Source organism: Nocardia sp. NPDC051981 (genome assembly GCF_040680715.1).
Taxonomy (GTDB): Bacteria; Actinomycetota; Actinomycetes; order Mycobacteriales; family Mycobacteriaceae; genus Nocardia.
The window spans coordinates 275,017-295,620 of the sequence record NZ_JBFAXK010000003.1 but is presented as its reverse complement, the minus strand read 5'-3'; the positions used below and the strand labels follow the sequence as shown (position 1 = coordinate 295,620).

Annotated in this window: 22 protein-coding genes; 13 read left to right on the top strand and 9 right to left on the bottom strand. The window is 68.0% G+C overall.

The genetic code is table 11. The features are described 5' to 3' along the window. Positions 1-17 precede the first annotated feature (17 nt). Positions 18-275 (bottom strand): hypothetical protein, encoded by a 258-nt coding sequence (locus tag AB0L60_RS08425; RefSeq protein WP_354840935.1) that lies wholly within the window; start codon positions 273-275, stop codon positions 18-20. 188 nt (positions 276-463) lie between these two features. On the opposite strand from AB0L60_RS08425, the gene AB0L60_RS08420 reads away from it, so the two are divergent. The 4 genes from AB0L60_RS08420 to AB0L60_RS08405 all read left to right on the top strand — a co-directional run bounded on the left by AB0L60_RS08420 (position 464) and on the right by AB0L60_RS08405 (position 5,548). Further along, entirely contained in the window at positions 464-1,648 is a 1,185-nt protein-coding gene (locus AB0L60_RS08420; protein ID WP_364609250.1) for an ATP-binding protein, read from the top strand. Between the two features lie 126 nt (positions 1,649-1,774). Continuing rightward, positions 1,775-3,730 (top strand): acyl-CoA dehydrogenase family protein, encoded by a 1,956-nt coding sequence (locus tag AB0L60_RS08415; RefSeq protein WP_364609247.1) that lies wholly within the window; start codon positions 1,775-1,777, stop codon positions 3,728-3,730. Between the two features lie 361 nt (positions 3,731-4,091). Further along, entirely contained in the window at positions 4,092-5,078 is a 987-nt protein-coding gene (locus tag AB0L60_RS08410) for an alpha/beta hydrolase (protein ID WP_364609244.1), read from the top strand. A gap of 182 nt (positions 5,079-5,260) precedes the next feature. Further along, positions 5,261-5,548 carry a hypothetical protein gene (locus AB0L60_RS08405; protein WP_356996046.1) on the top strand — a complete coding sequence of 96 codons (288 nt, stop codon included), beginning with the start codon at positions 5,261-5,263 and terminating at the stop codon, positions 5,546-5,548. Here AB0L60_RS08405 and AB0L60_RS08400 read toward each other — a convergent pair whose 3' ends face one another. Then, positions 5,549-6,142 (bottom strand): TetR/AcrR family transcriptional regulator, encoded by a 594-nt coding sequence (locus AB0L60_RS08400; protein WP_364609241.1) that lies wholly within the window; start codon positions 6,140-6,142, stop codon positions 5,549-5,551. It lies immediately after the preceding gene. Between the two features lie 115 nt (positions 6,143-6,257). Here AB0L60_RS08400 and AB0L60_RS08395 point away from each other — a divergent pair, with 115 nt between their 5' ends. Next, positions 6,258-6,731 (top strand): nitroreductase/quinone reductase family protein, encoded by a 474-nt coding sequence (locus tag AB0L60_RS08395; protein WP_364609239.1) that lies wholly within the window; start codon positions 6,258-6,260, stop codon positions 6,729-6,731. A 24-nt stretch (positions 6,732-6,755) separates the two neighbouring features. On the opposite strand, the gene AB0L60_RS08390 is transcribed toward AB0L60_RS08395, so the two are convergent. Next, the gene (locus AB0L60_RS08390) at positions 6,756-8,057 is read right to left on the bottom strand and encodes an acetyl-CoA acetyltransferase (RefSeq protein WP_364609236.1); all 1,302 of its coding nucleotides are present in this window, start codon (positions 8,055-8,057) and stop codon (positions 6,756-6,758) included. A gap of 336 nt (positions 8,058-8,393) precedes the next feature. Here AB0L60_RS08390 and AB0L60_RS08385 point away from each other — a divergent pair, with 336 nt between their 5' ends. From AB0L60_RS08385 to AB0L60_RS08370, 4 genes are all read left to right on the top strand, one after another. Beyond that, positions 8,394-9,227: a hypothetical protein gene (locus AB0L60_RS08385; protein ID WP_364609233.1), complete on the top strand. Its 834-nt coding sequence runs from the start codon at positions 8,394-8,396 to the stop codon at positions 9,225-9,227. A 40-nt stretch (positions 9,228-9,267) separates the two neighbouring features. Continuing rightward, positions 9,268-11,199, top strand: a complete 1,932-nt coding sequence (locus AB0L60_RS08380; protein ID WP_364609230.1) for a fumarate reductase/succinate dehydrogenase flavoprotein subunit — start codon at positions 9,268-9,270, stop codon at positions 11,197-11,199. A 2-nt stretch (positions 11,200-11,201) separates the two neighbouring features. Then, on the top strand, positions 11,202-11,948 hold the full coding sequence (locus tag AB0L60_RS08375; protein ID WP_364609227.1) for a succinate dehydrogenase/fumarate reductase iron-sulfur subunit: 747 nt from the start codon (positions 11,202-11,204) through the stop codon (positions 11,946-11,948). Positions 11,949-12,078: 130 nt separating this feature from the next. Then, on the top strand, positions 12,079-12,234 hold the full coding sequence (locus AB0L60_RS08370) for a hypothetical protein (RefSeq protein ID WP_354840902.1): 156 nt from the start codon (positions 12,079-12,081) through the stop codon (positions 12,232-12,234). A gap of 46 nt (positions 12,235-12,280) precedes the next feature. On the opposite strand, the gene AB0L60_RS08365 is transcribed toward AB0L60_RS08370, so the two are convergent. Both AB0L60_RS08365 and AB0L60_RS08360 read right to left on the bottom strand, forming a co-directional pair. Beyond that, positions 12,281-12,484 carry a DUF397 domain-containing protein gene (locus AB0L60_RS08365; protein WP_364609223.1) on the bottom strand — a complete coding sequence of 68 codons (204 nt, stop codon included), beginning with the start codon at positions 12,482-12,484 and terminating at the stop codon, positions 12,281-12,283. Beyond that, on the bottom strand, positions 12,481-13,380 hold the full coding sequence (locus tag AB0L60_RS08360; protein ID WP_364609219.1) for a helix-turn-helix transcriptional regulator: 900 nt from the start codon (positions 13,378-13,380) through the stop codon (positions 12,481-12,483). The genes AB0L60_RS08365 and AB0L60_RS08360 overlap by 4 nt, the downstream gene beginning before the upstream one ends. A 251-nt stretch (positions 13,381-13,631) precedes the next feature. Between AB0L60_RS08360 and AB0L60_RS08355 the strand changes: the two genes are divergently transcribed. From AB0L60_RS08355 to AB0L60_RS08340, 4 genes are all read left to right on the top strand, one after another. Beyond that, complete coding sequence (locus AB0L60_RS08355) at positions 13,632-13,835, top strand: hypothetical protein (RefSeq protein WP_040862491.1); 204 nt, start codon at positions 13,632-13,634, stop codon at positions 13,833-13,835. Next, a complete protein-coding gene (locus tag AB0L60_RS08350) occupies positions 13,832-14,056 on the top strand; it encodes a hypothetical protein (protein ID WP_364609215.1) in 225 nt (74 codons plus the stop codon). The genes AB0L60_RS08355 and AB0L60_RS08350 overlap by 4 nt, the downstream gene beginning before the upstream one ends. 155 nt (positions 14,057-14,211) lie before the next feature. Next, positions 14,212-14,682 carry a GNAT family N-acetyltransferase gene (locus tag AB0L60_RS08345; protein ID WP_354840889.1) on the top strand — a complete coding sequence of 157 codons (471 nt, stop codon included), beginning with the start codon at positions 14,212-14,214 and terminating at the stop codon, positions 14,680-14,682. A 2-nt stretch (positions 14,683-14,684) separates the two neighbouring features. Continuing rightward, on the top strand, positions 14,685-15,545 hold the full coding sequence (locus tag AB0L60_RS08340; protein WP_364609211.1) for a hypothetical protein: 861 nt from the start codon (positions 14,685-14,687) through the stop codon (positions 15,543-15,545). A 30-nt stretch (positions 15,546-15,575) separates the two neighbouring features. Here AB0L60_RS08340 and AB0L60_RS08335 read toward each other — a convergent pair whose 3' ends face one another. From AB0L60_RS08335 to AB0L60_RS08320, 4 genes are read right to left on the bottom strand one after another with little or no spacing between them, the layout of a single operon-like run. Further along, positions 15,576-16,559 (bottom strand): SCO2521 family protein, encoded by a 984-nt coding sequence (locus AB0L60_RS08335; RefSeq protein WP_364609208.1) that lies wholly within the window; start codon positions 16,557-16,559, stop codon positions 15,576-15,578. Between the two features lie 12 nt (positions 16,560-16,571). Then, the gene (locus AB0L60_RS08330; protein WP_364609205.1) at positions 16,572-17,621 is read right to left on the bottom strand and encodes an SCO2522 family protein; all 1,050 of its coding nucleotides are present in this window, start codon (positions 17,619-17,621) and stop codon (positions 16,572-16,574) included. Next, a complete protein-coding gene (locus tag AB0L60_RS08325) occupies positions 17,618-18,550 on the bottom strand; it encodes an SCO2523 family variant P-loop protein (RefSeq protein WP_364609203.1) in 933 nt (310 codons plus the stop codon). Before AB0L60_RS08325 ends, AB0L60_RS08330 begins: the two co-directional genes overlap by 4 nt. Next, positions 18,547-20,427, bottom strand: a complete 1,881-nt coding sequence (locus AB0L60_RS08320; RefSeq protein ID WP_364609200.1) for an SCO2524 family protein — start codon at positions 20,425-20,427, stop codon at positions 18,547-18,549. Before AB0L60_RS08320 ends, AB0L60_RS08325 begins: the two co-directional genes overlap by 4 nt. Positions 20,428-20,604: the final 177 nt, after the last annotated feature.

Here is a 20,604-nt window from a genome sequence, read left to right as displayed (position 1 = left end):
GGTCGATAGGCCCGTTATCAATCCTTTGCCTCGATCGCCCGCTCCAGCTCGGCAATCCGCCGGCGAGCGTCCGCGAGATCGACTTCCAGCTGCCCCAGCGCCATGACCAGCGGGCCCACCGCGAGGTCGGCCACCAGTTGCGGATCGTCGTACCCGCGCTCGATGGCGACCAGGATGTTGTTGCGGATGCGCGCGGCCACGATCGCCTCAGCGGGCACATTCCAGGATTCGACCACCTCCGCGACGGTGGGCGTGGGTACGGCTTCTTCCGACATGAACCCTCCTGCGCTGGATCCCAACGAATCAGGCATAAGGGTAGAGACCCCCGGGGACACCGCGGACCCGCTGTATCGACTTCCGCTGATCGCGAATCGGCCGAGCCGGTATGCCGGTCGATAGCTGTCTCTAGTGTCCTCGATAGATGCCCGGATAATCCGCGATGACAGCGCTACGGTTGGGCCGCATGGACCCTGTCAGGAATCCCTACGCGCCCGGCGCGGGGCAGCGACCGCCTGAACTCGCGGGCCGGGACCGGCAGCTCGACGCCTTCGACATCGTGCTGGAGCGGGTGGCGCGGGGACGGCCGGAACGCAGCGTCATGCTCACCGGTTTGCGCGGCGTCGGAAAGACGGTGCTGCTCAACCAGCTTCGCTCGGCCGCCCGCTCGCGTGGCTGGGGCACCGGGAAGCTGGAGGCCCGCCCCGATCAGGAGTTGCGGCGGCCGCTGGCCTCGGCGCTGCACATGGCGGTGCGCTCGATCGCTGTGACACACCGCAATCCGGAGCAGGTGGACGATTTCCTGGGGATTCTCAAGGCTTTCGCACTGCGCTCCACCGACGGCAAGGGCATGCGGGAACGCTGGAATCCGGGCATCGATGTGCCCGCGGTGACCGGGCGGGCCGACTCCGGCGATATCGAGATCGATCTGGTGGAGCTGCTCATGGAGGCGGCGGCGCTGGTGCGTGATCTGGGCATCGGCATCGCGGTGTTCATCGACGAGATGCAGGATCTCGGGGCGGCCGACATCTCGGCCATCTGCGGGGCCTGCCACGAATTGAGCCAGGACGCCGCGCCTTTGATCGTGGTCGGGGCGGGTCTGCCGCATCTGCCCGCGGTGCTGACCGCGTCCAAGAGCTACTCCGAGCGCCTGTTCTCCTACCACCGCATCGATCGGCTGGATCGGGCGTCGGCCGACCAGGCGCTCATCGCGCCGGCCGAGCGGGAGAGCGTGAAGTACTCCGCGGAGGCGCTGGACGCGCTGTACCGGAAGGCCGACGGGTACCCGTATTTCGTGCAGGCGTACGGCAAGGCCGCCTGGGACGCGGCGGCGCAGAGCCCGATCTCGGCCGAGGATGTGGCGGTGGCGTCGCCTGCGGCCGAAGAAGAGCTGGCGGTCGGTTTCTTTGGCTCCCGCTACGAGCGAGCGACGCCGGCCGAGCGCGAATACATGCGCGCCATGGCCGACCTGTCCGGCGACGACGGGCCGGTGGCCACCGCCGCGGTGGCGCACGAGCTGGGACGCAAACCCGCCTCGTTGTCCCCGGCGCGCGACGGCTTGATCAAGAAGGGTCTGATCTACTCGGCCGAGCGCGGAACCATCGGTTTCACGGTGCCGCATTTCGGCCGATACCTGCGCGGCGTTCAATAACCAAAGGTTAGCCAGCTGATCAAGATCACTTATGACAAGGCTTTTTGATCTTTGCCAGCCCCTACCGACGGGTAACAAAGACTCCTACACTCGAATGTGATTCTCATCACGGTCGAGGAGGACATCATGGCGACTGCCGCCAAAGTCGACGCCACCGAAGAACAAGCCCGGGCACTGGTCGAGGAATCCCGCGAAACCACCTGGGCCAAACCGTCCTTCGCCAAGGAGATGTTCCTCGGCCGGTTCCGGCTCGACCTCATCCATCCATTCCCGCGCCCCGACGCCGCGGACGCCGCCAAGACCGAGGCGTATCTGACCCGACTGCGGGCCTTCTGCGAGACCATCGACGGCCAGCGCATCGAGGCCGAGGGCCGCATCCCCGACGAATACGTGCGCGGGCTGGCCGAACTCGGCTGCTTCGGCCTCAAGATTCCCGAGGAGTACGGCGGGGTCGGGCTGTCGCAGGTGGGCTACAACAAGTCCCTCATGCTGGTCGGCTCCGCGCACGCCAGCCTCGGCGTGCTGCTCTCCGCGCACCAGTCCATCGGCGTGCCCGAACCGCTCAAGCTGGCCGGCACCCCGGAACAGAAGCGAGAGTTCCTGCCGCGCTGCGCCAAGGGCGCGGTGAGCGCGTTCCTGCTCACCGAACCCGATGTGGGCTCCGACCCGGCACGCATGGCCTCCACCGCGACCCCGACCGCGGACGGGGAGGCCTACGAGATCAGCGGCGTGAAGCTGTGGACCACCAATGGCGTTGTCGCCGAACTGCTCGTGGTCATGGCGCGGGTGCCCAAGAGCGAGGGCCATCGCGGCGGCATCTCCGCGTTCATCGTGGAGGCCGACAGCCCCGGCATCACGGTGGAGCGGCGCAATGCGTTCATGGGCCTGCGCGGCATCGAGAACGGTGTCACCCGGATGGACAAGGTGCGCGTACCCAAGCGGAATCTGGTGGGCCGCGAGGGCGACGGGCTCAAGATCGCGCTCACCACCCTCAACGCCGGTCGCCTCGCCATCCCGGCCATGTGCACGGCCGCGGCCAAGTGGTCGCTCAAGATCGCGCGGGAATGGTCTGCCACCCGCGTGCAGTGGGGCCGCCCGGTCGGCGAGCACGGCGCGGTCGGCGCGAAGCTCTCCTACATCGCCGCAACGACTTTCGCGCTGGAGTCGGTACTCGATCTGTCGGGCACCATGTGCGACGAGAACCGCAACGACATCCGCATCGAGGCCGCGCTGGCCAAGCTGTGGGCCTCGGAGATGGCGTGCCGGATCGCCGACGAACTGGTGCAGATCCGCGGCGGCCGCGGCTACGAGACCGCGGCCTCGCTGCGGGCCCGCGGCGAAAGAGCCGTCGGCGCCGAGCAATTGGTGCGCGATCTGCGCATCAACCGCATCTTCGAGGGTTCCAGCGAGATCATGCGGCTGCTCATCGCCCGCGAGATGGCCGATGCCCACATGGCCGCGGCCGGCGCACTGGTGGATCGCAATGCCGAGCTCAAGGACAAGGCCAAGGCGGCGGTCGGGGCGAGCGGCTTCTATGCGAAATGGTTCCCGCAGCTGACCGTCGGCGCCGGCACCGCGCCGGTCGGCTACGGCGAATTCGGGCCGCTGGCCCGGCACATGCGCTTCGTCGAGCGGATGTCACGCAAGCAGGCCCGCGCCCTCATGTACGGCATGGCGCGCTGGCAGGCCAAGCTCGAGTACAAGCAGGGCTTCCTGGGCCGCATCGTCGACATCGGCGCGGAACTGTTCGCCATGGCCGCGGCCTGCGTGCGCGCCCAGTCCCTGCGGGTCGACGGCAATCCCGACGGCGTGGCCGCCGAGGAACTCGCCGAGGTCTTCTGCCGCCAGGCCCGCCTGCGGGTCGAGAAGCTCTTCGACGATCTCTGGTCCAACACCGATGATGCCGACACCGACCTCACCCGCGGCATCCTCGATGGGCGCTACCGCTGGCTCGAGGGCGGCGCACTGGATCCGAGCGAGGGCACCGGCCCCTGGATCGCCGAATGGCAGTTCGGGCCGTCGGTGGAACAGAACCTGTTGCGCCCGTTCCTCCCGTCCACGAAGACGGGGGCGGTCACGTAGCCGAAGTCCGCACAGAAATCTGCCGCTCTCTAGTTCGATTGCTAGAGAGCGGCAGATTGTCATGCCAGCCGGAATGCGAGGATGCGGCACGGGTCGCCGGTCACTCTCGATGCGATGTGAATCTACTTTTGTCTAGTTCATTCTCTAGATGTAAGTAGAAATTGCGGACGCCGACCGGACGTACAGGGATTTCTACACGGGTCCAGCAATGTGGCGAGACTCCGACAGATCCCCCGACAGTCGTGCATAGATCAGCGGAGACAGTTGGACAACTTGTCCATAACGCCTGGTGTGGGGGGTTAACGCAGGGGTTATTTCTCTCGACAACCGGGCAAGAAGGCGCACTCTTCAGGAGGACGTCATGTCCACGATCGATACCCGCGCGGCCGATTTCGACGGCCACCACATCACCGTGTCCGCCGATGACGGCGTGCCACTCGCGGTGCGCGAGTTCGGCACCACCGACGCCCCCGTCACCGTCGTGTTCGTCCACGGGCACTGCCTGCGCGCCGAATCGTGGGCGTTCATGCGCGGGCACCTGCTGCAGACCTGGGGCGACGACACCCACATGGTGTTCTACGACCATCGCGGACACGGGGATTCCGGCAATGCCGACCCTTCCACGTACACCATCGAGCAGCTGGCCCGGGATCTGGACGCGGTGCTGCGGGTCGTGGTGCCGACCGGACCCGTTGTCCTGGTGGGTCATTCGATGGGCGCCATGACCGTGCTGGCCTACTCCCGGCTGTATCCGGAGACGATCGGGACCCGGGTGGTCGGCGTCGGCCTGCTCTCCAGCGCCGCCAACGGGGTGACCCGGGTGGGGCTGGGTCGGCTGCTGAGCGCACCGGCGGTGAACTCGCTGCGGGTGGCCGTGCGGCGGGCGCCGCGAGCCATGCAGGCCTCGAAACACCTGAGCCGCCGCCTCTTCGAGCCCATCATGCGGGACGCCACCCTGGGCACCCGCAAGGTGAGCCCGCGCATGCTGGCGGTGGCGACGGCCATGCTCAACGACACCTCGCTGCTGACCATGGCCAGCTTCCTGGAGTCGCTGATCCGCTTCGACGAGACCGCGACCCTGCACCGGCTGGGCTCGATTCCGGTGCTGGTGCTGGCCGGGTCCGCGGACATCATGATTCCGTTCGCGCACTCGGTGGTGCTGGCCTCCCAGGTCACCGACGCCGAGCTGGTGCGGCTGGACGGCGCCGGGCACAGCGTGATCCTGGAGCGGGCCGAGGAGGTGGCCGCCGCGGTGGTGGCGCTGGTGGCCCGGGCGACCACGGCGACGCGCGGCGCGGACCCGGACTGCGGTCCCGACTGCGGGCCCGAGTACGCCATCGCGGGGTAGCCGGAAGATCATCCGCGGCGGGCGGATCCGAAGATCTGAAACGTCCGCCGCCCCAATTCCGCACCCGGTGACAGGCTCTCCAGCTGCGAATATCGGTTGCCGACGAGACGAATCCCGCACGATCACGTACTGTGTTGTAGATCACGATGTGTGGTCTGTCACACGGCTCGAGGAGGGTTTCGATGACACGCAGCGAGATTGCGGAACTCCGCTACGCGGTCGGCCAGCTCCGGCAGTGCGTCACCGCACTGCGTTCGCACTACGGAGACGCGGGCACTGTCCGCCGGCTGGAGAACGATCTGGAAAGGCTCGTCATCGACACCGACGAGTTCGAACAGGCGCCGCCGCCGGAAGCACCGCGGGCCAAGCAGGAGACGATCTACGTCCCCGACGCCAAGCACGATGAGGCGGCCTGGATGGGCGCGCAGGACGAGGGCCTGGGCTTCCACTCCCGCCCCCGCACCAAGTAGCTAATCCTTCGTTTCGAACAGCGGGAGGGCCACCTCGACAATGGCGTCGAGGCTGGGCAATTCGACGAGCGCGCCGGGTGGGCTCAGCTGCCGCTGCAGCGCGCGCTGATGAGCCGCGCCGACCAGCAGCAGAGCCGGGGTGCGCAGATCTCCGGCCTCGACGCCGCGGGCCGACAGGTAGGAGACCACGGCGTCCACCGCGCGATGCGGGCCCAGGTCGAGATCGCGGCTGCGTTCCCGGTAGACCGCACCCAGCTCGGCATCCGATTGCACTGCCGCCATCACCGGCAGGGCGGAGACGAAGAATCCCTCCAGGGTCGCGAGCAGCGTCCGCAGCGCCGTGCGCAGATCCGCTGCGGGCGCGTCGGCGAGCAGATCCTTGAGCGGGCGCAGCTGCTGCTGGATCACGGCCTGCAGCAGGCCCATTCGATCGCCGAAGTGGTAGAAGATGCTGGATTCGGCGACGCCGGCCCGGGCCGCGATCTCCTTGGTGGACAGCCGGGCGAGGCCGGATTCCGCGAGCACCTGTTGCGCGTTGGCGATCACGGCCTCGCGCACCCCGGTACTGGGCCGCCCTCGGGAACGGGTCCCCACATCGCCTCCTGTCACGTTTCGACTGTCGTTTTCCGGCACGACCCTTGCAGTATGCCGTATCTGGTCGTATTTTCTGAGTAGTCACTCAGTAAATAGGGAACCGGAGGACGCACCGATGTCCCAGCCAGCAATGACAACCCCGAACCCGGCCGCCACCCGCAAACAGGAGCGGCTCAACGCCGTCATGCGCCGGGTCCTGCGCTCACCGCTGCACCGGGTGGTCAGCGGGAAACTGCTCATCGTCACCGTGGTCGGCCGCAAGAGCGGGCGGGTGTACGAGCACCCCGTGGCCTATGCCGAACACGACCGCACGCTGCTGATCGGCACCGCGGCCAAGTGGCGGCACAACCTGCGCCCCGGCGAGCCGGTGCGAATCGGCCTGCGGCGCCGGGAGATCGACGCCGACTGGGAGGTCGTCACCGACGTGGACGCGGCGGCCGAACCGTATCGGATCATCCTCGAGCAGAACCCGACCCACGGGAAATACGCTGGCATCAGCCTGAATTCGGACGGCAGCGTCAACCGCGAGGAGCTGGCGGCGGCCTTCGCCCGGGGCACCGCGGTCGTCCGGCTCCGCCCGAGGGACTAGTCTTCGGCGGCGGTTGACCGGTCCTCAGTGGCGGTGCCGGCCCCGGCCGGAGCGCCGGCCGCCGACGCCGCGGAAGCGGGCGCCGCGCGGGGCCTGCGAAACCGGTTCCAGATCAGGGGATTCGAAGATCGCGGCCAGGGCACTGCCGGTGCCCACAGGGGTCACGGCCAGGCCGAGACCGCCGTCGCGGCGGGTCAGTTCGTGCAGCATGGTGGTGACCATGCGCAGACCCGCCGCGCCGCCCGGGTCACCGAGGGCGATCGCGCCGCCGTGCACGTTCAGGCGCTCCGCGGTGTCGTCACCGAGGCCCAGGGTGCGGGCCAGCGCCAGCACCTCGACGGCGGAGGTCTCCTCCACCTCCAGCAGCTCCAGGTCGGACAGTTCGAAACCGGCGCGCCACAGCGCTTTTGCGACCGCGGAGGTGGCGGCGGGCACCGGGACGCCGAGGGGAGCGGTGGCGCTGACCCAGTCGAGCAGGTAGCCCATCGGCTCCAGGCCGAGATCCACCAGCCGGTCCTCGGCCACCACCAGGCAGGCCGCGGCGGCCAGGCCGCGGCTGCTGCTGTTTCCGGCCGTGGTCACGCCGTCGGGCCGGAAGGGGGACAGCGCCGCGAAGGCGCGGTGTGAGACATCGTCGCGCAACCCCTCGTCGCGGTCGACCAGGCGCACCACCGCGGAATTGGGATCGTCGGGACGCGCGCACACCACGACCGGCGCGGTCTCCGCGCCGAACACGCCCTGGCGATGGGCGCGGGCAGCCCGGCGGTGGCTGACCGCGGCGAAGTCGTCGGCCGCGGCCCGGCCCAGCTCGTGGTCGCGGGCCAGCTGTTCGACGCGGTCCGAATCCGCGTGTCCGCGTGCGGGTTCGGCGGACCAGATCGCGATCTGCTGGTCGGTGGTGGGTCCGTCGCCGGTCGCGGGCCCTGGGCGGACGCCGGACAGCGGCGGGACGCTGGCGGATTGCGCGTCGAATCCCCCTGCGGCGCTGTAGCATTCGGCGCCCACCGCCAGCACCACGTCGGCCGCGCCGGTGCGCACCATCATGGCGGCGGTGATCAGGGCGCGCAGTCCGCTGCCACGCCCCTCGCCCAGGGCGAAGTCACCCAGCTCCGGCGACAGTCCGCACTGCGGCAGGGCCGAGCGGATGGCCTCGGCATCGGGGACCGCGGTGACCAGCTGTTCGACCCGCGCGGGATCGATTCCGGAGCGGCCGAGCACCGCCGCGATGACAGTGCCGACCAGCCGGTTCGGCGGCACCGCGGCGAGTGCTCCGCCGGGCAGACCCACGGGCGTGCGCATCGGCATGACGATGGCGGCGCGTCTCATTACCGGCTCCCTTCGAACGCTCAGCAGACCGACAGGCCACCACACCGTTGTTGCTGTCATATGACGGCCGGTAACCGCCGCGGACGAGCCGCCCGACCTGCGCGCGGGCCGGAATCCGAAACACTCTGACAGCCCGGCGAGTTCGCGAGATTGCCGTTTGTTCACCAAGCAAACGAATCGCTGACGGCCACAGGAAATGTGGCGCAAATCACGGGATCACGAAATAGCTGTTGCGAGCTCGAGTGATAGCACCCCTGTCGTAAGGTGCTCACCATCACATTCGATGCCGGAGGTAACGATGACGTTCCACGGGGTAGAGCAGCGAGGCATCCAGCAGTGAGCGCCGCACCAGTCAAGGCTTCTGAATCGAGCACAACCGGGGTTTTCAGTAGGGGACGGGCTGCCATTTCGGCACGCACGCTCCGCACCGACCGGTGGTGGGTGCCGCCGGCCGCGACGGTGCTGGGGCTCGCGGCCTTCGTCATCTACGCGACCATCAGATCCTTTGTGCGCAGCGCGTATTGGGTGCCGGACTTCCACTATCTGACACCGTTCTATTCACCCTGCCTGAGCGCCTCGTGCGTCGAGGGCTCCAGCCATTTCGGCACGCCGATCGGCCACCTGCCCATGTGGATTCCGCTGGGTTTCCTGGTGCTGCCGTTCCTGCTGCTGTTCCGGCTCACCTGCTACTACTACCGCAAGGCCTACTACCGGTCGGTGTGGATGTCGCCGCCGGCCTGCGCGGTGGCCGAGCCGCACGCGAAATACTCGGGGGAGACGCGGCTTCCGCTGATCATCCAGAACTCGCACCGCTACTTCTTCTACATCGCGATCATCATCTCGGTGATCAACACCTATGACGCGGTGATCTCCTTCCACGCCAAGGGCGGCGGCTTCGGCATCGGCCTGGGGACGCTGATCATCACCGGCAACGCGCTGCTGCTGTGGGCGTACACGCTGTCGTGCCACTCCTGCCGCCACATCGCGGGCGGACGGCTCAAGCACTTCTCGCAGCACCCCGTGCGCTACCGCTTCTGGACCGTGGTGTCGAAGCTGAACACCCGGCACATGCAGCTGGCCTGGACCACGCTGGGCACGCTGGTCCTCACCGATTTCTACGTCATGCTGGTGGCGAGCGGAACCATCTCCGATCCTCGCCTCATCGGCTGATCGTCCTCTATTCCTCTGTCTCCCAGGAGTATTCGGTTCCATGCCTGAAGTCGAGCGGCACAAGTACGACGTCGTCGTGATCGGTGCCGGCGGTGCCGGCCTGCGTGCGGTCATCGAGGCCCGTGAGCACGGGCTGTCCGTGGCGGTGGTCTGCAAGTCCCTGTTCGGCAAGGCGCACACCGTCATGGCCGAGGGCGGCTGCGCGGCCGCCATGGGCAATGCCAATGAGAAGGACAACTGGCAGACCCATTTCAAGGACACCATGCGCGGGGGCAAGTTCCTCAACAACTGGCGCATGGCCGAGCTACACGCCCAGGAGGCCCCCGACCGGGTGTGGGAGCTGGAAACCTATGGGGCGCTGTTCGATCGGACCAAGGACGGCCGGATCAGCCAGCGCAACTTCGGCGGCCACACCTATCCGCGGCTGGCGCATGTCGGCGACCGCACCGGGCTCGAGATCATCCGCACCATGCAGCAGAAGATCGTCTCGCTGCAGCAGGAGGATTACGCGCAGACCGGTGACTACGAGGCGCGCATCAAGATCTTCGCCGAATGCACCATCACCGAGCTGCTCAAGGACGGCGACCGGATCGCCGGGGCCTTCGGGTACTGGCGGGAGTCCGGGCGCTTCATCCTTTTCGAGACGCCCGCGGTGGTGATCGCCACCGGCGGCGTCGGCAAGTCGTACAAGGTGACCTCGAACTCCTGGGAGTACACCGGCGACGGGCACGCGCTCGCGCTGCGGGCCGGGGCGTCGCTGATCAATATGGAGTTCCTGCAGTTCCATCCGACCGGCATGGTCTGGCCACCGTCGGTGAAGGGCATCCTGGTCACCGAGGGCGTGCGCGGTGATGGCGGGGTGCTCAAGAACTCCGACGGCAAGCGGTTCATGTTCGACTACATCCCGCCGGTGTTCAAGGGCCAGTATGCCGAAACCATCGAGGAGGCGGACCAGTGGCTGAAGGACAACGATTCCGCCCGGCGCACACCGGATCTGCTGCCGCGTGACGAGGTCGCGCGGGCCATCAACGAAGAGGTGAAGGCCGGGCGCGGCACCCCGCACGGCGGCGTCTACCTGGATATCGCCTCCCGCCTGCCCGCCGACCAGATCGTCAAGCGGCTGCCGTCCATGCACCACCAGTTCAAAGAGCTGGCGGACGTGGACATTACGAAGGAGCCGATGGAGGTCGGGCCGACCTGCCACTACGTGATGGGTGGCATCGAGGTCGATCCGGACACCCAGGCGGCCACGGTGCCCGGCCTGTTCGCGGCCGGCGAATGCGCCGGCGGCCTGCACGGCTCCAACCGGCTGGGCGGCAACTCGCTGTCGGACCTGCTGGTCTTCGGCCGGCGCGCCGGACTGGGTGCGGCCACCTACGTCGAGCAGCTGGCCGCACGGCCCAAGATCGCCGACACCGATATCGCGGCGGCCGCGAAATCGGCTGTGACGCCGTTCGATCCGCCCGCCGAGGGCGGCCCGGGCGAGAACCCGTACACGCTGCACATGGACCTGCAGCAGACCATGAACGATCTGGTCGGCATCATCCGCAAGGAACACGAACTGAAGCAGGCCGTCGAGCATCTCTCCGAGCTGCGCGACCGCTACGACCACGTCACCGTGGAGGGCCACCGGCAGTTCAATCCGGGCTGGCATCTGGCCCTGGACATGCGCAACATGCTGCTCATCAGCGAATGCGTCGCCCAGGCCGCGCTGCTGCGCACCGAGAGCCGCGGCGGCCACACCCGCGACGACCACCCGGGCATGGATCCGGTGTGGCGCAACAAGCTGCTGGTCTGCACCATCGACCCGGACGAGGTCGGGTTCTCGGTGCCGTCGGTGACCGTCACGGCCGCGGCCCAGGTGCCCATGCGGACCGACCTGCTCCGGTTGTTCGACCTGGCGGAGCTCGAAAAGTACTACACCCCCGCCGATCTCGCAGAGTTGCGGGACGACGCCGGAAAGGCGGAATAGCCATGGGTTACGAGGCGAAGTTCAAGGTGTGGCGCGGTGACACCGAGGGCGGTGGCCTGCAGGACTTCACCGTCGAGGTGAACGAGGGCGAGGTGGTGCTCGACATCATCCACCGGCTGCAGGCCACCCAGGCGCCGGATCTGGCGGTGCGCTGGAACTGCAAGGCGGGCAAGTGCGGTTCGTGCTCGGCCGAGGTGAACGGCCGGCCGCGGCTGCTGTGCATGACCCGCATGTCGACGTTCACCCAGGAAGAAGTGGTGACGGTGACGCCCATGCGCACCTTCCCGGTTATTCGCGACCTGGTCACGGATGTGTCGTTCAACTACCAGAAGGCCCGCGAAGTACCGTCTTTCACGCCGCCGGTGGCTCTGAAGCCGGGCGAATACCGGATGCAGCAGACCGATGTGGAACGGTCGCAGGAATTCCGCAAGTGCATCGAATGCTTCCTGTGCCAGAACACCTGTCACGTGGTCCGTGATCACGAGGACAACAAGCACGCATTCTCCGGTCCGCGATACCTGATGCGTATTGCCGAACTCGAAATGCATCCCTTGGATGTGGCCGACCGCCGGGAACTGGCGCAAGAGGATGCGGGCCTGGGCTTCTGCAACATCACCAAGTGCTGCACGGAAGTGTGCCCGGAACACATCAAGATCACCGATAACGCGCTGATCCCGCTCAAGGAACGCGTGGTGGACAGGCAGTACGACCCGATCGTCTGGCTGGGCAACAAGCTCTTCCGGCGCTGACGGCCGAGCTGGTTGTTGATCACGAAACGGCTGCCGTTTGGCAACGGAAGTATGTTTGCGACGGCTAAGCATGGGTATCCAACTATTCGTGGACCGAGGACTCAAGAATGCGCGTCCCCGGTACCGGAAAATGGGTCCCGATGACTGGGTCGAACGGCTGATCGTAGGGATGCTCTTCGCGGTATCGGCGATGGGCGTATACGTACTCACCGGCGCACTGATGCCCGCCGTCGCGATCGGCGTACTGGTCGCCGCCGTCGCCATGGGTGTGGTCGCAATCCTCTGATACCGGGGGTTCACGGGCCGGGGCCCGTGAACCCCCGTTCAGCGAATCACCGGTCGAAGACCCCGCTTTCGAGACCCGCGGTGAAGGATCCCCATTCCGCCGCGCCGAACACCAGCGCCGGGCCCTGCGGATTCTTGCTGTCCCGCACGCCCACTCGGCCGGCGGGCAGAAACGCCACTTCGACGCACTCCTTGCCGGCCCCGCTGCGGCTGCTCTTGAACCAGCGGGCCCCGGAAAGATCCACACTCATGCCGAATACTCCTTCGCCACCTGCCGGAGCAGGTTTCTGCTGTCCTGAACGTCCAGCGCGCAGCGTTCCAGGCCCGCTTGTGCCCGGCGATAACGCTGAACGTCGCCCTGTCTCTCGAGATACAGATCGCCGGTGAACCCCTCCACGTAGACCACCGGGGGCTCCACCGGTTGCCCCTTGCTGTCGCATCCGAATTCCAGAATCACGAACGGTCCGGTCGAAAGTCCCAGGGGGACACCGGCGGCGAAGGGCAGGATACGCAGCGCGACATTGGACCGGGTACTCAGTTCCGCCAAGTGTCGCACTTGCGCCGCCATCACCCTTGCACCTCCCACCAGGCGGCGCAATACCGATTCGTGCAACACCATGGCGATGGTCGCCGGATGCATGCGGCGGGTGATCATGGCCTGCCGCTGCAGACGCAGCTGAACGCGCCGATCCACCTCCACCACGGTCTCTTCCGGGTATCCCAGCCGGTTCAGGGCCCTTGCGTACTCGGCCGTCTGCAGCAGGCCCGGCACCAGTTCCGATTGGTAGCAGGACAACTGCTGCGCGGATGCCTCCAGGCCGACGTAGACGTCGAAGTTCTCGGGAATCAGGTCGCCGTAGGAGTGCCACCAGCTCTTGACCGCCGCCTGCTGCGCCAAACCCTTGAGCCCCTCGGTGATTTCGGCGGGGATCCCGTAGATGCGGCACAGCTCCTGGATGTCGATGGTGCGGATGCGGTCCGCGTTGCCCTTCTCGAGCCGCTGCAAGGTGCTCGCGCCCCACTCCATCAGCTTGGCAGCTTCGGCGATGGTCAATCCTGCCTGGATGCGCCAGTCCCGTAGATAGCGACCGAGCTGACGGCGGGGCAGGGTGGATGACGCGGGACCTTCGGACACAACACGCTCCATTCGCGTTCGCGGGCATGGATCGGGGCTCGACGGCGGGCGAGGACTTCGTCCACTTTGGAGAATCGTCCTCCCCCAAGTGGATTCACTGCTGGGAATTCGCGCAATTTTGCGTTCTCCTTCTCGAAATTCGCCCGCCTGGCGTCTGCTCGTGGTGTGCTGGAGATGTGCCCGGAGCGGTGTAGCTAGGCCCCTTTCCTTTCCTGAACCTCCGGGCACTTCAGGAACCAGCGGGAACGAGGAGTGGTCTGGACATGCAACTGACGTCCCTCAATATGCACATTGCCGGTCTGTCGCGCTGCCGCCGTGATCCGGGTGTGATGACCGTCGAACAAGCGCACGCCGCAATGCAATTGCACCTCGATTGCACGGTGCAGACCTGCAAGGTACGCCGGCGAGCACGGGCAACGCTGGTCGAGGAGGGACGGTGCGTGCTCGACGAGCGGGCACTGCCATGACCGGCCATGCACCGGCCCAGGCCGGCCCCGATCCCGTACCGACCGGCTACGACCGGTTCGTCCACCGGATGCTGTGGCTGCTGCTCGACGCCCGCACAGCGCAGCTCCACTACAAGAAGGCACAGCTCCGCACCAGGATTTCGCGGCCCGCGGGTTACCGGGGAACACCCCCGGCCGCGATGAACGCTGCCGCACAGCGCTTTCGAGCGCCCCGCGCCTAACCTCCGGGCAGCGGTGGCGCAGTCCCCACCGCGTGCTGCAGCGCGGTTCGGCCGCCCGCTCCACAGACGGCGGGCGGCCGAACCGCACCCAAGATCCGGTGTGACGCTTACCCTGGAATCCATCGCACTTGTGCCCGGGGTGGAGGGGAACACCGTTGTCGGCCTTCGAACAGCCCGACGATCCGGCATGCCGGATCGCGTCACTGTCGGATCTGGACGCGATCCGCGCACTCGAGGTGGTCGAATTCGAGCATCTCGCGTATCCGTATTTCGTACTCCGGCAACTCTTCGAGCTACACGGAGCAAACTGGACGGTTGCCGAGGATGCGGGGGAGCTCTGCGGCTACGTGCTCACCGCACTCGACGGAGAGCGCACGGCCTGGTTTCTCGGCTTCGCGGTGGCATCCGAATGCCGGGGTCGCGGCCACGGCCGGGCACTGCTGGAAGCCGCTCTGGCCCAATGCCGTCAGGCCCGCGCCGAACAGGTCTTCGTCACGGTGAAACCGGGCAATCGGGTCGCCTACCACCTCTACAAGGAGGTCGGCTTCGTGTGGGCCGATCACGAGGCCGCCTACTTCGGCGCGGACGAGCCGCGAGATGTGCTGGTGCACAGGATTTATCATTGATCATGCTCGAGAAAAGCGCTCCGTCGTCGCCGTTCGTGACAGATATGAGCATGCGCATCGAGCGCCACGCCGACACCTACGCCGACAACGTCACCGAATTCCTGGAGCAGCCGCACGGCCTGCGCCGCCGCGCCACCGAACAGCCGCTGCTGGACCTGTTCACCCGGCACACCGAGGCGGTGGTGGCGACCTACGATCCGCCCGGAATCCGCAGGGCCGGTGACAGTCTCGTCTTCGGCCACCTCTACGCGCCGGTCCTCGAACACACCGCCACGGCGGCGACGCAGCCGACGGCGGTCAACCAGCTGCTCGCGGCCCTGATCGCCGCGGAGGTGGAGTTCCGCGGGCCACTGCGCCTGAGCCGCACCCAGAATCGGCTGCTGGCCGAGGCTTACGAGCGGCTGGGGCGCCCCCTGGTGCAGGCCGGACTGCCCGCGCACGCCGCCCTGGCCTACCGCCGGGCCGGGAGTCTCTACCGCATCGACGAGGACACCGATGCCGAGGATCGCTGCGGCCTGGCGCTGGCCCGGGCGCGGCGGCTGGCGCAGCCGGCGGCCTGGCGGCGCGCCGGCGGCCTGGTCCCGGATCTCATCTGCGGCTACGGATACCGGCCCTTCCGCATGCTGTGGTTCGTGGCGTTCCAGCTGCTGGTCTTCGTGGTGGCGGTCACGCTGAGGTCGGATCAGCCGCCGGCCATCACCGTGTACCAGGTGTTCATGAACTACCTGAATCCGCTGGGCGTCGGCGATACCGACAATCTGCGGGTCGGCGGGCGAGCGGTGTTCGTGCTCGAGAGCTATCTGGGCGCGGTCACCATGTCGGTGTTCTTCGCGCTGCTGGTGCGCCGCTGGTTCCGGCTCTGATCCGGTCCCGCCGCCGGTCGGATCCGCCGGTCACCACTGGACGGTGCTGATCTTGGCGCTGCGCAGCGCCGCCAGGGTCGCCACCGCCAGCCGGTCGCGCAGATGTCCGACCTGCGCGGTCCACTGCCGGGTGAAGCCCGGATCGGACTCCAGCCGCGTCCACAGTTCGCGCAGCCGGGGCGGGGTGTGGGCGCCCGGCATCCACAGGTGCACCAGCTGTTCGAGCAGCGGCGCCAGCTCGGCGGACGGATCGCGTTCGGGCATGGGACGATCCGCCTCGGACAGTGCCGCGCCCAGGGTGGACAGCAGCCAGTCGTGCACGGCCAGGTCCTCGCAGAAGCGTTGCACCGCACCCAGATCCCGGGCGGTCGGCACCATGATCCGCACCGACCGGGTGTGCTCGTCCTCGAGCCGGAACGCGAACAGGGTGCGCCCGCGCACGGTGCCGCCCACCGGCGGCGCGACCCGCGCGGCCCAGCGCAGCCGGGTGGCGCTGGAGCGCACCGGCGGCTGCTGATCCAGGCGGGGATCGGTGCGCACGCGGGTGAGCAGCCGGTCGCTGACCGAGCCCAGGTCCAGGGTGGTGGCGCCGGAGCCCTCCAGGAATCCCTCGGTGAGATCGACGGCGGCCGCGGCGTCGTCGGCGATGCGGTGCCACACCTCCAGCGTCCCGACCTGATCGAGGTAGTGCGACCAGGGGCGCCGGTTCTTGTCGGCCGTCCGCACCACCGTGGAAGAGGCCGAACTCTGCATCACCCGGCCGCCCACCAGGATCGCGTGCGCCGCCACCGTCCCGATGGCGCGGCTGTCCGATCCCGACACCGTGGCCAGCCTGCAGTCCACCCCGACGGCGGAACCCGGCGAAATCGCCAGGGCCAGCGGTCGTTCCCGCATCAGTACCCGCTGCCCGGGCAGCAGTGACAGCAGCGCCGTCGTCTCCCGCGCCGCCAGTCCCCCCGCATTGGGCAGCAGTGCCGTGCGTACCTCCCCCAGCAGCACCAGCGGCTCGTTCACCGGGCGGCCACCTCAGACGTCACCCAGGAAGATGTGGTTCAACCGGTGGGTGGCCCGGCGCGGCACCTGCACCGGAATCCGTTCGCCCGCACCGCGTTCGGCGAGCTTCGCCTGCACATCGTCATCGAGTTGCAGATGGTCGAGGATGACCCGCACGGCGTGCTCGATGCCCAGGTAGCTGTAGGGCAGCACCGACAGCGCCCGATAGGCCGCGAAGGGTTTGGCCTTCGGATTCAGTTTCACCACCGCGGGCAGCCGGGACCAGTCGCTGGGCCACGGCTCCTCCCAGGGCACCGGGGCCGCCACCATGGCGCCCTCGTTGCGAATCAGGCCCAGCCGCAGCAACTGCCAGATGGCGGCCAGGAAGGGGCAGGACCAGAGCGTGCGCTCCACCTGCTGATCGCCCTCTTCTTCCAGGCGGCGGCTCCACAGCTGCACATCCAGGAAGATGGAGTGATTGCGCGCGCCGAATTCCTCCGGCGGCCGGTAGCGCGAGATGCGCATGGCCTGTCCCGCATCGAATTCCGAGGATCGGCGGCCATTGCAGAGCCAGCCGGACTCGACGGTGGGCGGGCGGCGGCCGGTGCTGTCGCGCTCGGGTTCGGCGACGATGCGGGCGGCCATCATCTCCGCCAGCCGCACCGGCTCGCCGACCGGTTCGCCGTCCTGGAACGACGGCACCTCGGCGCAGCCCGCCTCGCGCGCCAGATAGTCGATGCGCACACCGCATTCCTCCGCGGCGGCCAGCAGCTGCTCCAGCACGTGGCGCGGGTCGGCGGTGCGCCGGGCATCGCGCGTCCGGTTGCCGGTGCGGGTCCAGAAGTAGTCGTCGACCAGGAAGCAGGTGCTGACCCGGGCACCCGCCCCGAATTCCGCTTCGGCAGCGGCGATCTGGGTCTGGACGATGGGCGCCACCTTGCGCAGCTGGGCGTGGATCCGGTCGGCGCCGTCGACCAGCTCGTCCATATAGAAGTGCCCGACCTCGATGGACAGATGCGAGAGCGGCTGGCCGGCCACGCGATTGCGTTCGCCCGCCTCGCTGTAGTCGGTCGCGGAGCTCATCGGCGCACCTCCACCTGTTCCCAGACGGCGTCGTTCATGAGTTTCTCGGTGAGCAGGCGGAATGCGGCCACGGTCTCGGCATTGGCGACGTGGGCGGCCACATCCACATCCAGGATGACCTGTTCCCGGCACTGCAGCATCGGTTCCACCGGAATCTTGCCCAGTATCCCGCTCTCGCCCATGCCGTGCCGGTTGGCCGCGCGGGTCAGGGTGTTGTGTTGTTCCTGCAGCCAGGCGGCCTGGGCCGGGCGGAGGCCGGCGGTCAGGTTGAGTTCGGGCACCGCGGTGCGGACGAAGCGCAGCGAATTCAGCAGCTCGGCCCGGTCGTGTCCCCAGGCCTCGCCGACGGCCAGCACACCGTGCTCGTCGTGCACCAGGCCGCGGGCGGCCGCGATGTGCTGGCGGGTCCAGCGGTGGAAGATGAGCCAGCGGCACACCGCGCGGGACAGCTGCGGGTGCCGGGTCGCGCTGAGCGCGAGGGCCAGGGCGATGGATCGGCCCGCGCTCAGATCGACGAAGGTGACGTTGAATTCCTGCTCGCAGGTGGCGAACAGCGCGGCGCAGCGATCGATCATGCGCTCGTCGAGAGTGGTGAACTCGGAGCCGCCGAGATCGCCGGGGAAGAGCACCAGCCGGCCGGAGGGATGCCGGGATCGGCTCAGTTCCATCCGATCGGTCTCGGAGCGCACACTCAGCCGCGCCGGCGTCCCGTTCTCGTCGAGCAGATAGGCGTGCAGGCCGGTCCCGTCCCGGACCCCGTTGTCGATCCGGCTGATCTCGAAAGTGCCGCCCGCGGTGGGGGATCCGAAATCGAAGTCCAGATAGGCGACCTTGTACCCCTTCATGCTCAGCCAGTAGGCCATATTGCAGCTGGTGACCGAGCGCCCGGTGCCGCCCTTGTCCGAAGAGGAGAACACGAGCACGATCACACGCTCCTGGTGGCGTCGAACCGGGCGTAGGCGAGCTCGTCCAGTTCCAAGAGGGCCTGCGAGGCGAGACTGACTGCGGTGCCGGGGCGCTCGTCGATGAGCGTGCGGGCCCGTTCGAGGCGCTGCTCGGCCAGGGCCAGGGCGGTGCGGCCGGCCGACACGTCGGTCTCGCTCAGCTCCAGCATCTCCCGGTTGAGCAGATGCTCGGCCTCGGTCAGCAGCTCCATGGCCCGGGTCACCGAGGTCGGCGCCCGCAGCGGCGGTTCCCGGTACAGGCGCGCGGCGGTCACCATGCACTCGACCACGCGCTCGGTGAGATACCAGGAGGGCAGGTGGTTTTCGGGGCCGCCGAAGATGCGGCTGGGATCGTCCCACAGGCCGGTGGCCGGTCCTTCGCGGAAGGCGCGCAGGTCGAGGTGATCCATGGTGGCCTGGGCCAGCGTCATCAGCTGGTCGCGGGTCTCGATGGTGCCGGAGAGCCGTGCGGCCTGCAGCGTGCGCTTCAAAAGGACGGTGGCGTAATCGGAGACCGTCCACAGCAGCAGCGGGCCGTCCAGCGCCTCGCTGCCCAGCAGGCGCAGACTCACGCCCGGCGTGTGCATGGCGCGGGCCGGATCGTCGGCGGTGAAGCGGCGCACGATGCGGCCGCGGCGGGCCAGCTCGTCGAAAATCGTTGCGGCGCGGTCCAGATCGTCGTCATTGGCGTCGCGGTTGAGCAGATCCTGCATGAGCACCGCGGAGACGATGAGACTGAAGTAGTCCGATTCCTCGCCGTCGGAGGTACGCCACGGAATGTCCTCGAGCGGCCAGCGCCCGGTGCCGAAGCGCGCCACCGCCGCCCAGTAGCGCTGGGCCAGATCCCAGCGCAGCTGCAGGGCCTCGGCCAGGCGGCGCTGCTGGCCGTTGAGCAGGTCGAGTTCACGGGTGCGCACCGAGGTGAGGTCGTTGATGCCGTCCAGCGCCACCACGGTGAAGTGCAGGTAGGGCCGGGCGACGGCATGACCGGGTTGATCCGCGATGGGCATGTCCACGAAGTCGATCGACGCGGCCTTGCGCACAATGGCCCAGCTCCAACCACATTCGAACAGCATGTCGCCGCTGTCCAGGTCGACGCCCTCCACCTGGCTGAGGGTGGTGTCGTTGCGCAGCCGGATCCGCACCCGGTCCAGGCGCTGCTGCACGGCGTGCACCACCGCGTCGGGGGAACCGCCGGTCTGGTTGAGCATCGACAGCATGGCCTGCCCGGCGGCGGATTTGGGCGAGACCGTATTCACGACGAAGCTGCGGATCAGGCCCACCATGGCGGCGGTGAGCCGGACATTGATGAGCGCGTCGAGAGCCTCGATGCGCGGGCCCAGGTCCACGGCGAGCTTGATCCGCCGGCCCACGGCCAGTTCGGCGACCGGGCCGCTGAATCCGCGCAGGAATTTCAGCGCGGCCAGGCACAGGGTCAGTGACATGGAATAGGAGTCGACGACCTCGAGCGTGCGCTGCGCCGGGGTCGGCTCGGCGCCGTCGGAGGAGGACAGGTAGCTACCCGCGGCGAAATTCGGCAGGGCGGCGTCGGAGTCGGGGTCTCGGTCGGTGTGGCGGTCGATGTACTGCTCGAGCAGCCAGACCACGCGCTCGCCGATGCGCAGGCCATTGTCGCCGAGGGGGGAGAGCACCTCGCGGATGTCGTCGGCGATCTCGTCGGGATGCTCCAGCCCGAAGCCGTCGATCTCGGTCGCCGGGTACAGCAGGCACAGCAGCTGTTCGGCGTCGCTGATGGAGTTGGAGCCGTTGCGGCCGCCCCACACCCACTCCCCATCCTGATAACACGCGGTCAGCAGCGACCGCCAGACTCCGAGGATCTGTTCCCGTGGCTTGATTCTCATCGACGCCGTCCCCTGCCCTGTCGTGGCCAGCCTCGCCGTCATAGCTATGAACGAGCGCGGCACAAACTATCATGCGCCGTCGCCCGGCACCGGGTGGGACGCCATCTCGAAATCGCATCGCGCACAGCGCAATATCGGGCAGATCGGGCGTGGGAGGGCGCTGCCGCCGGGAGCGGA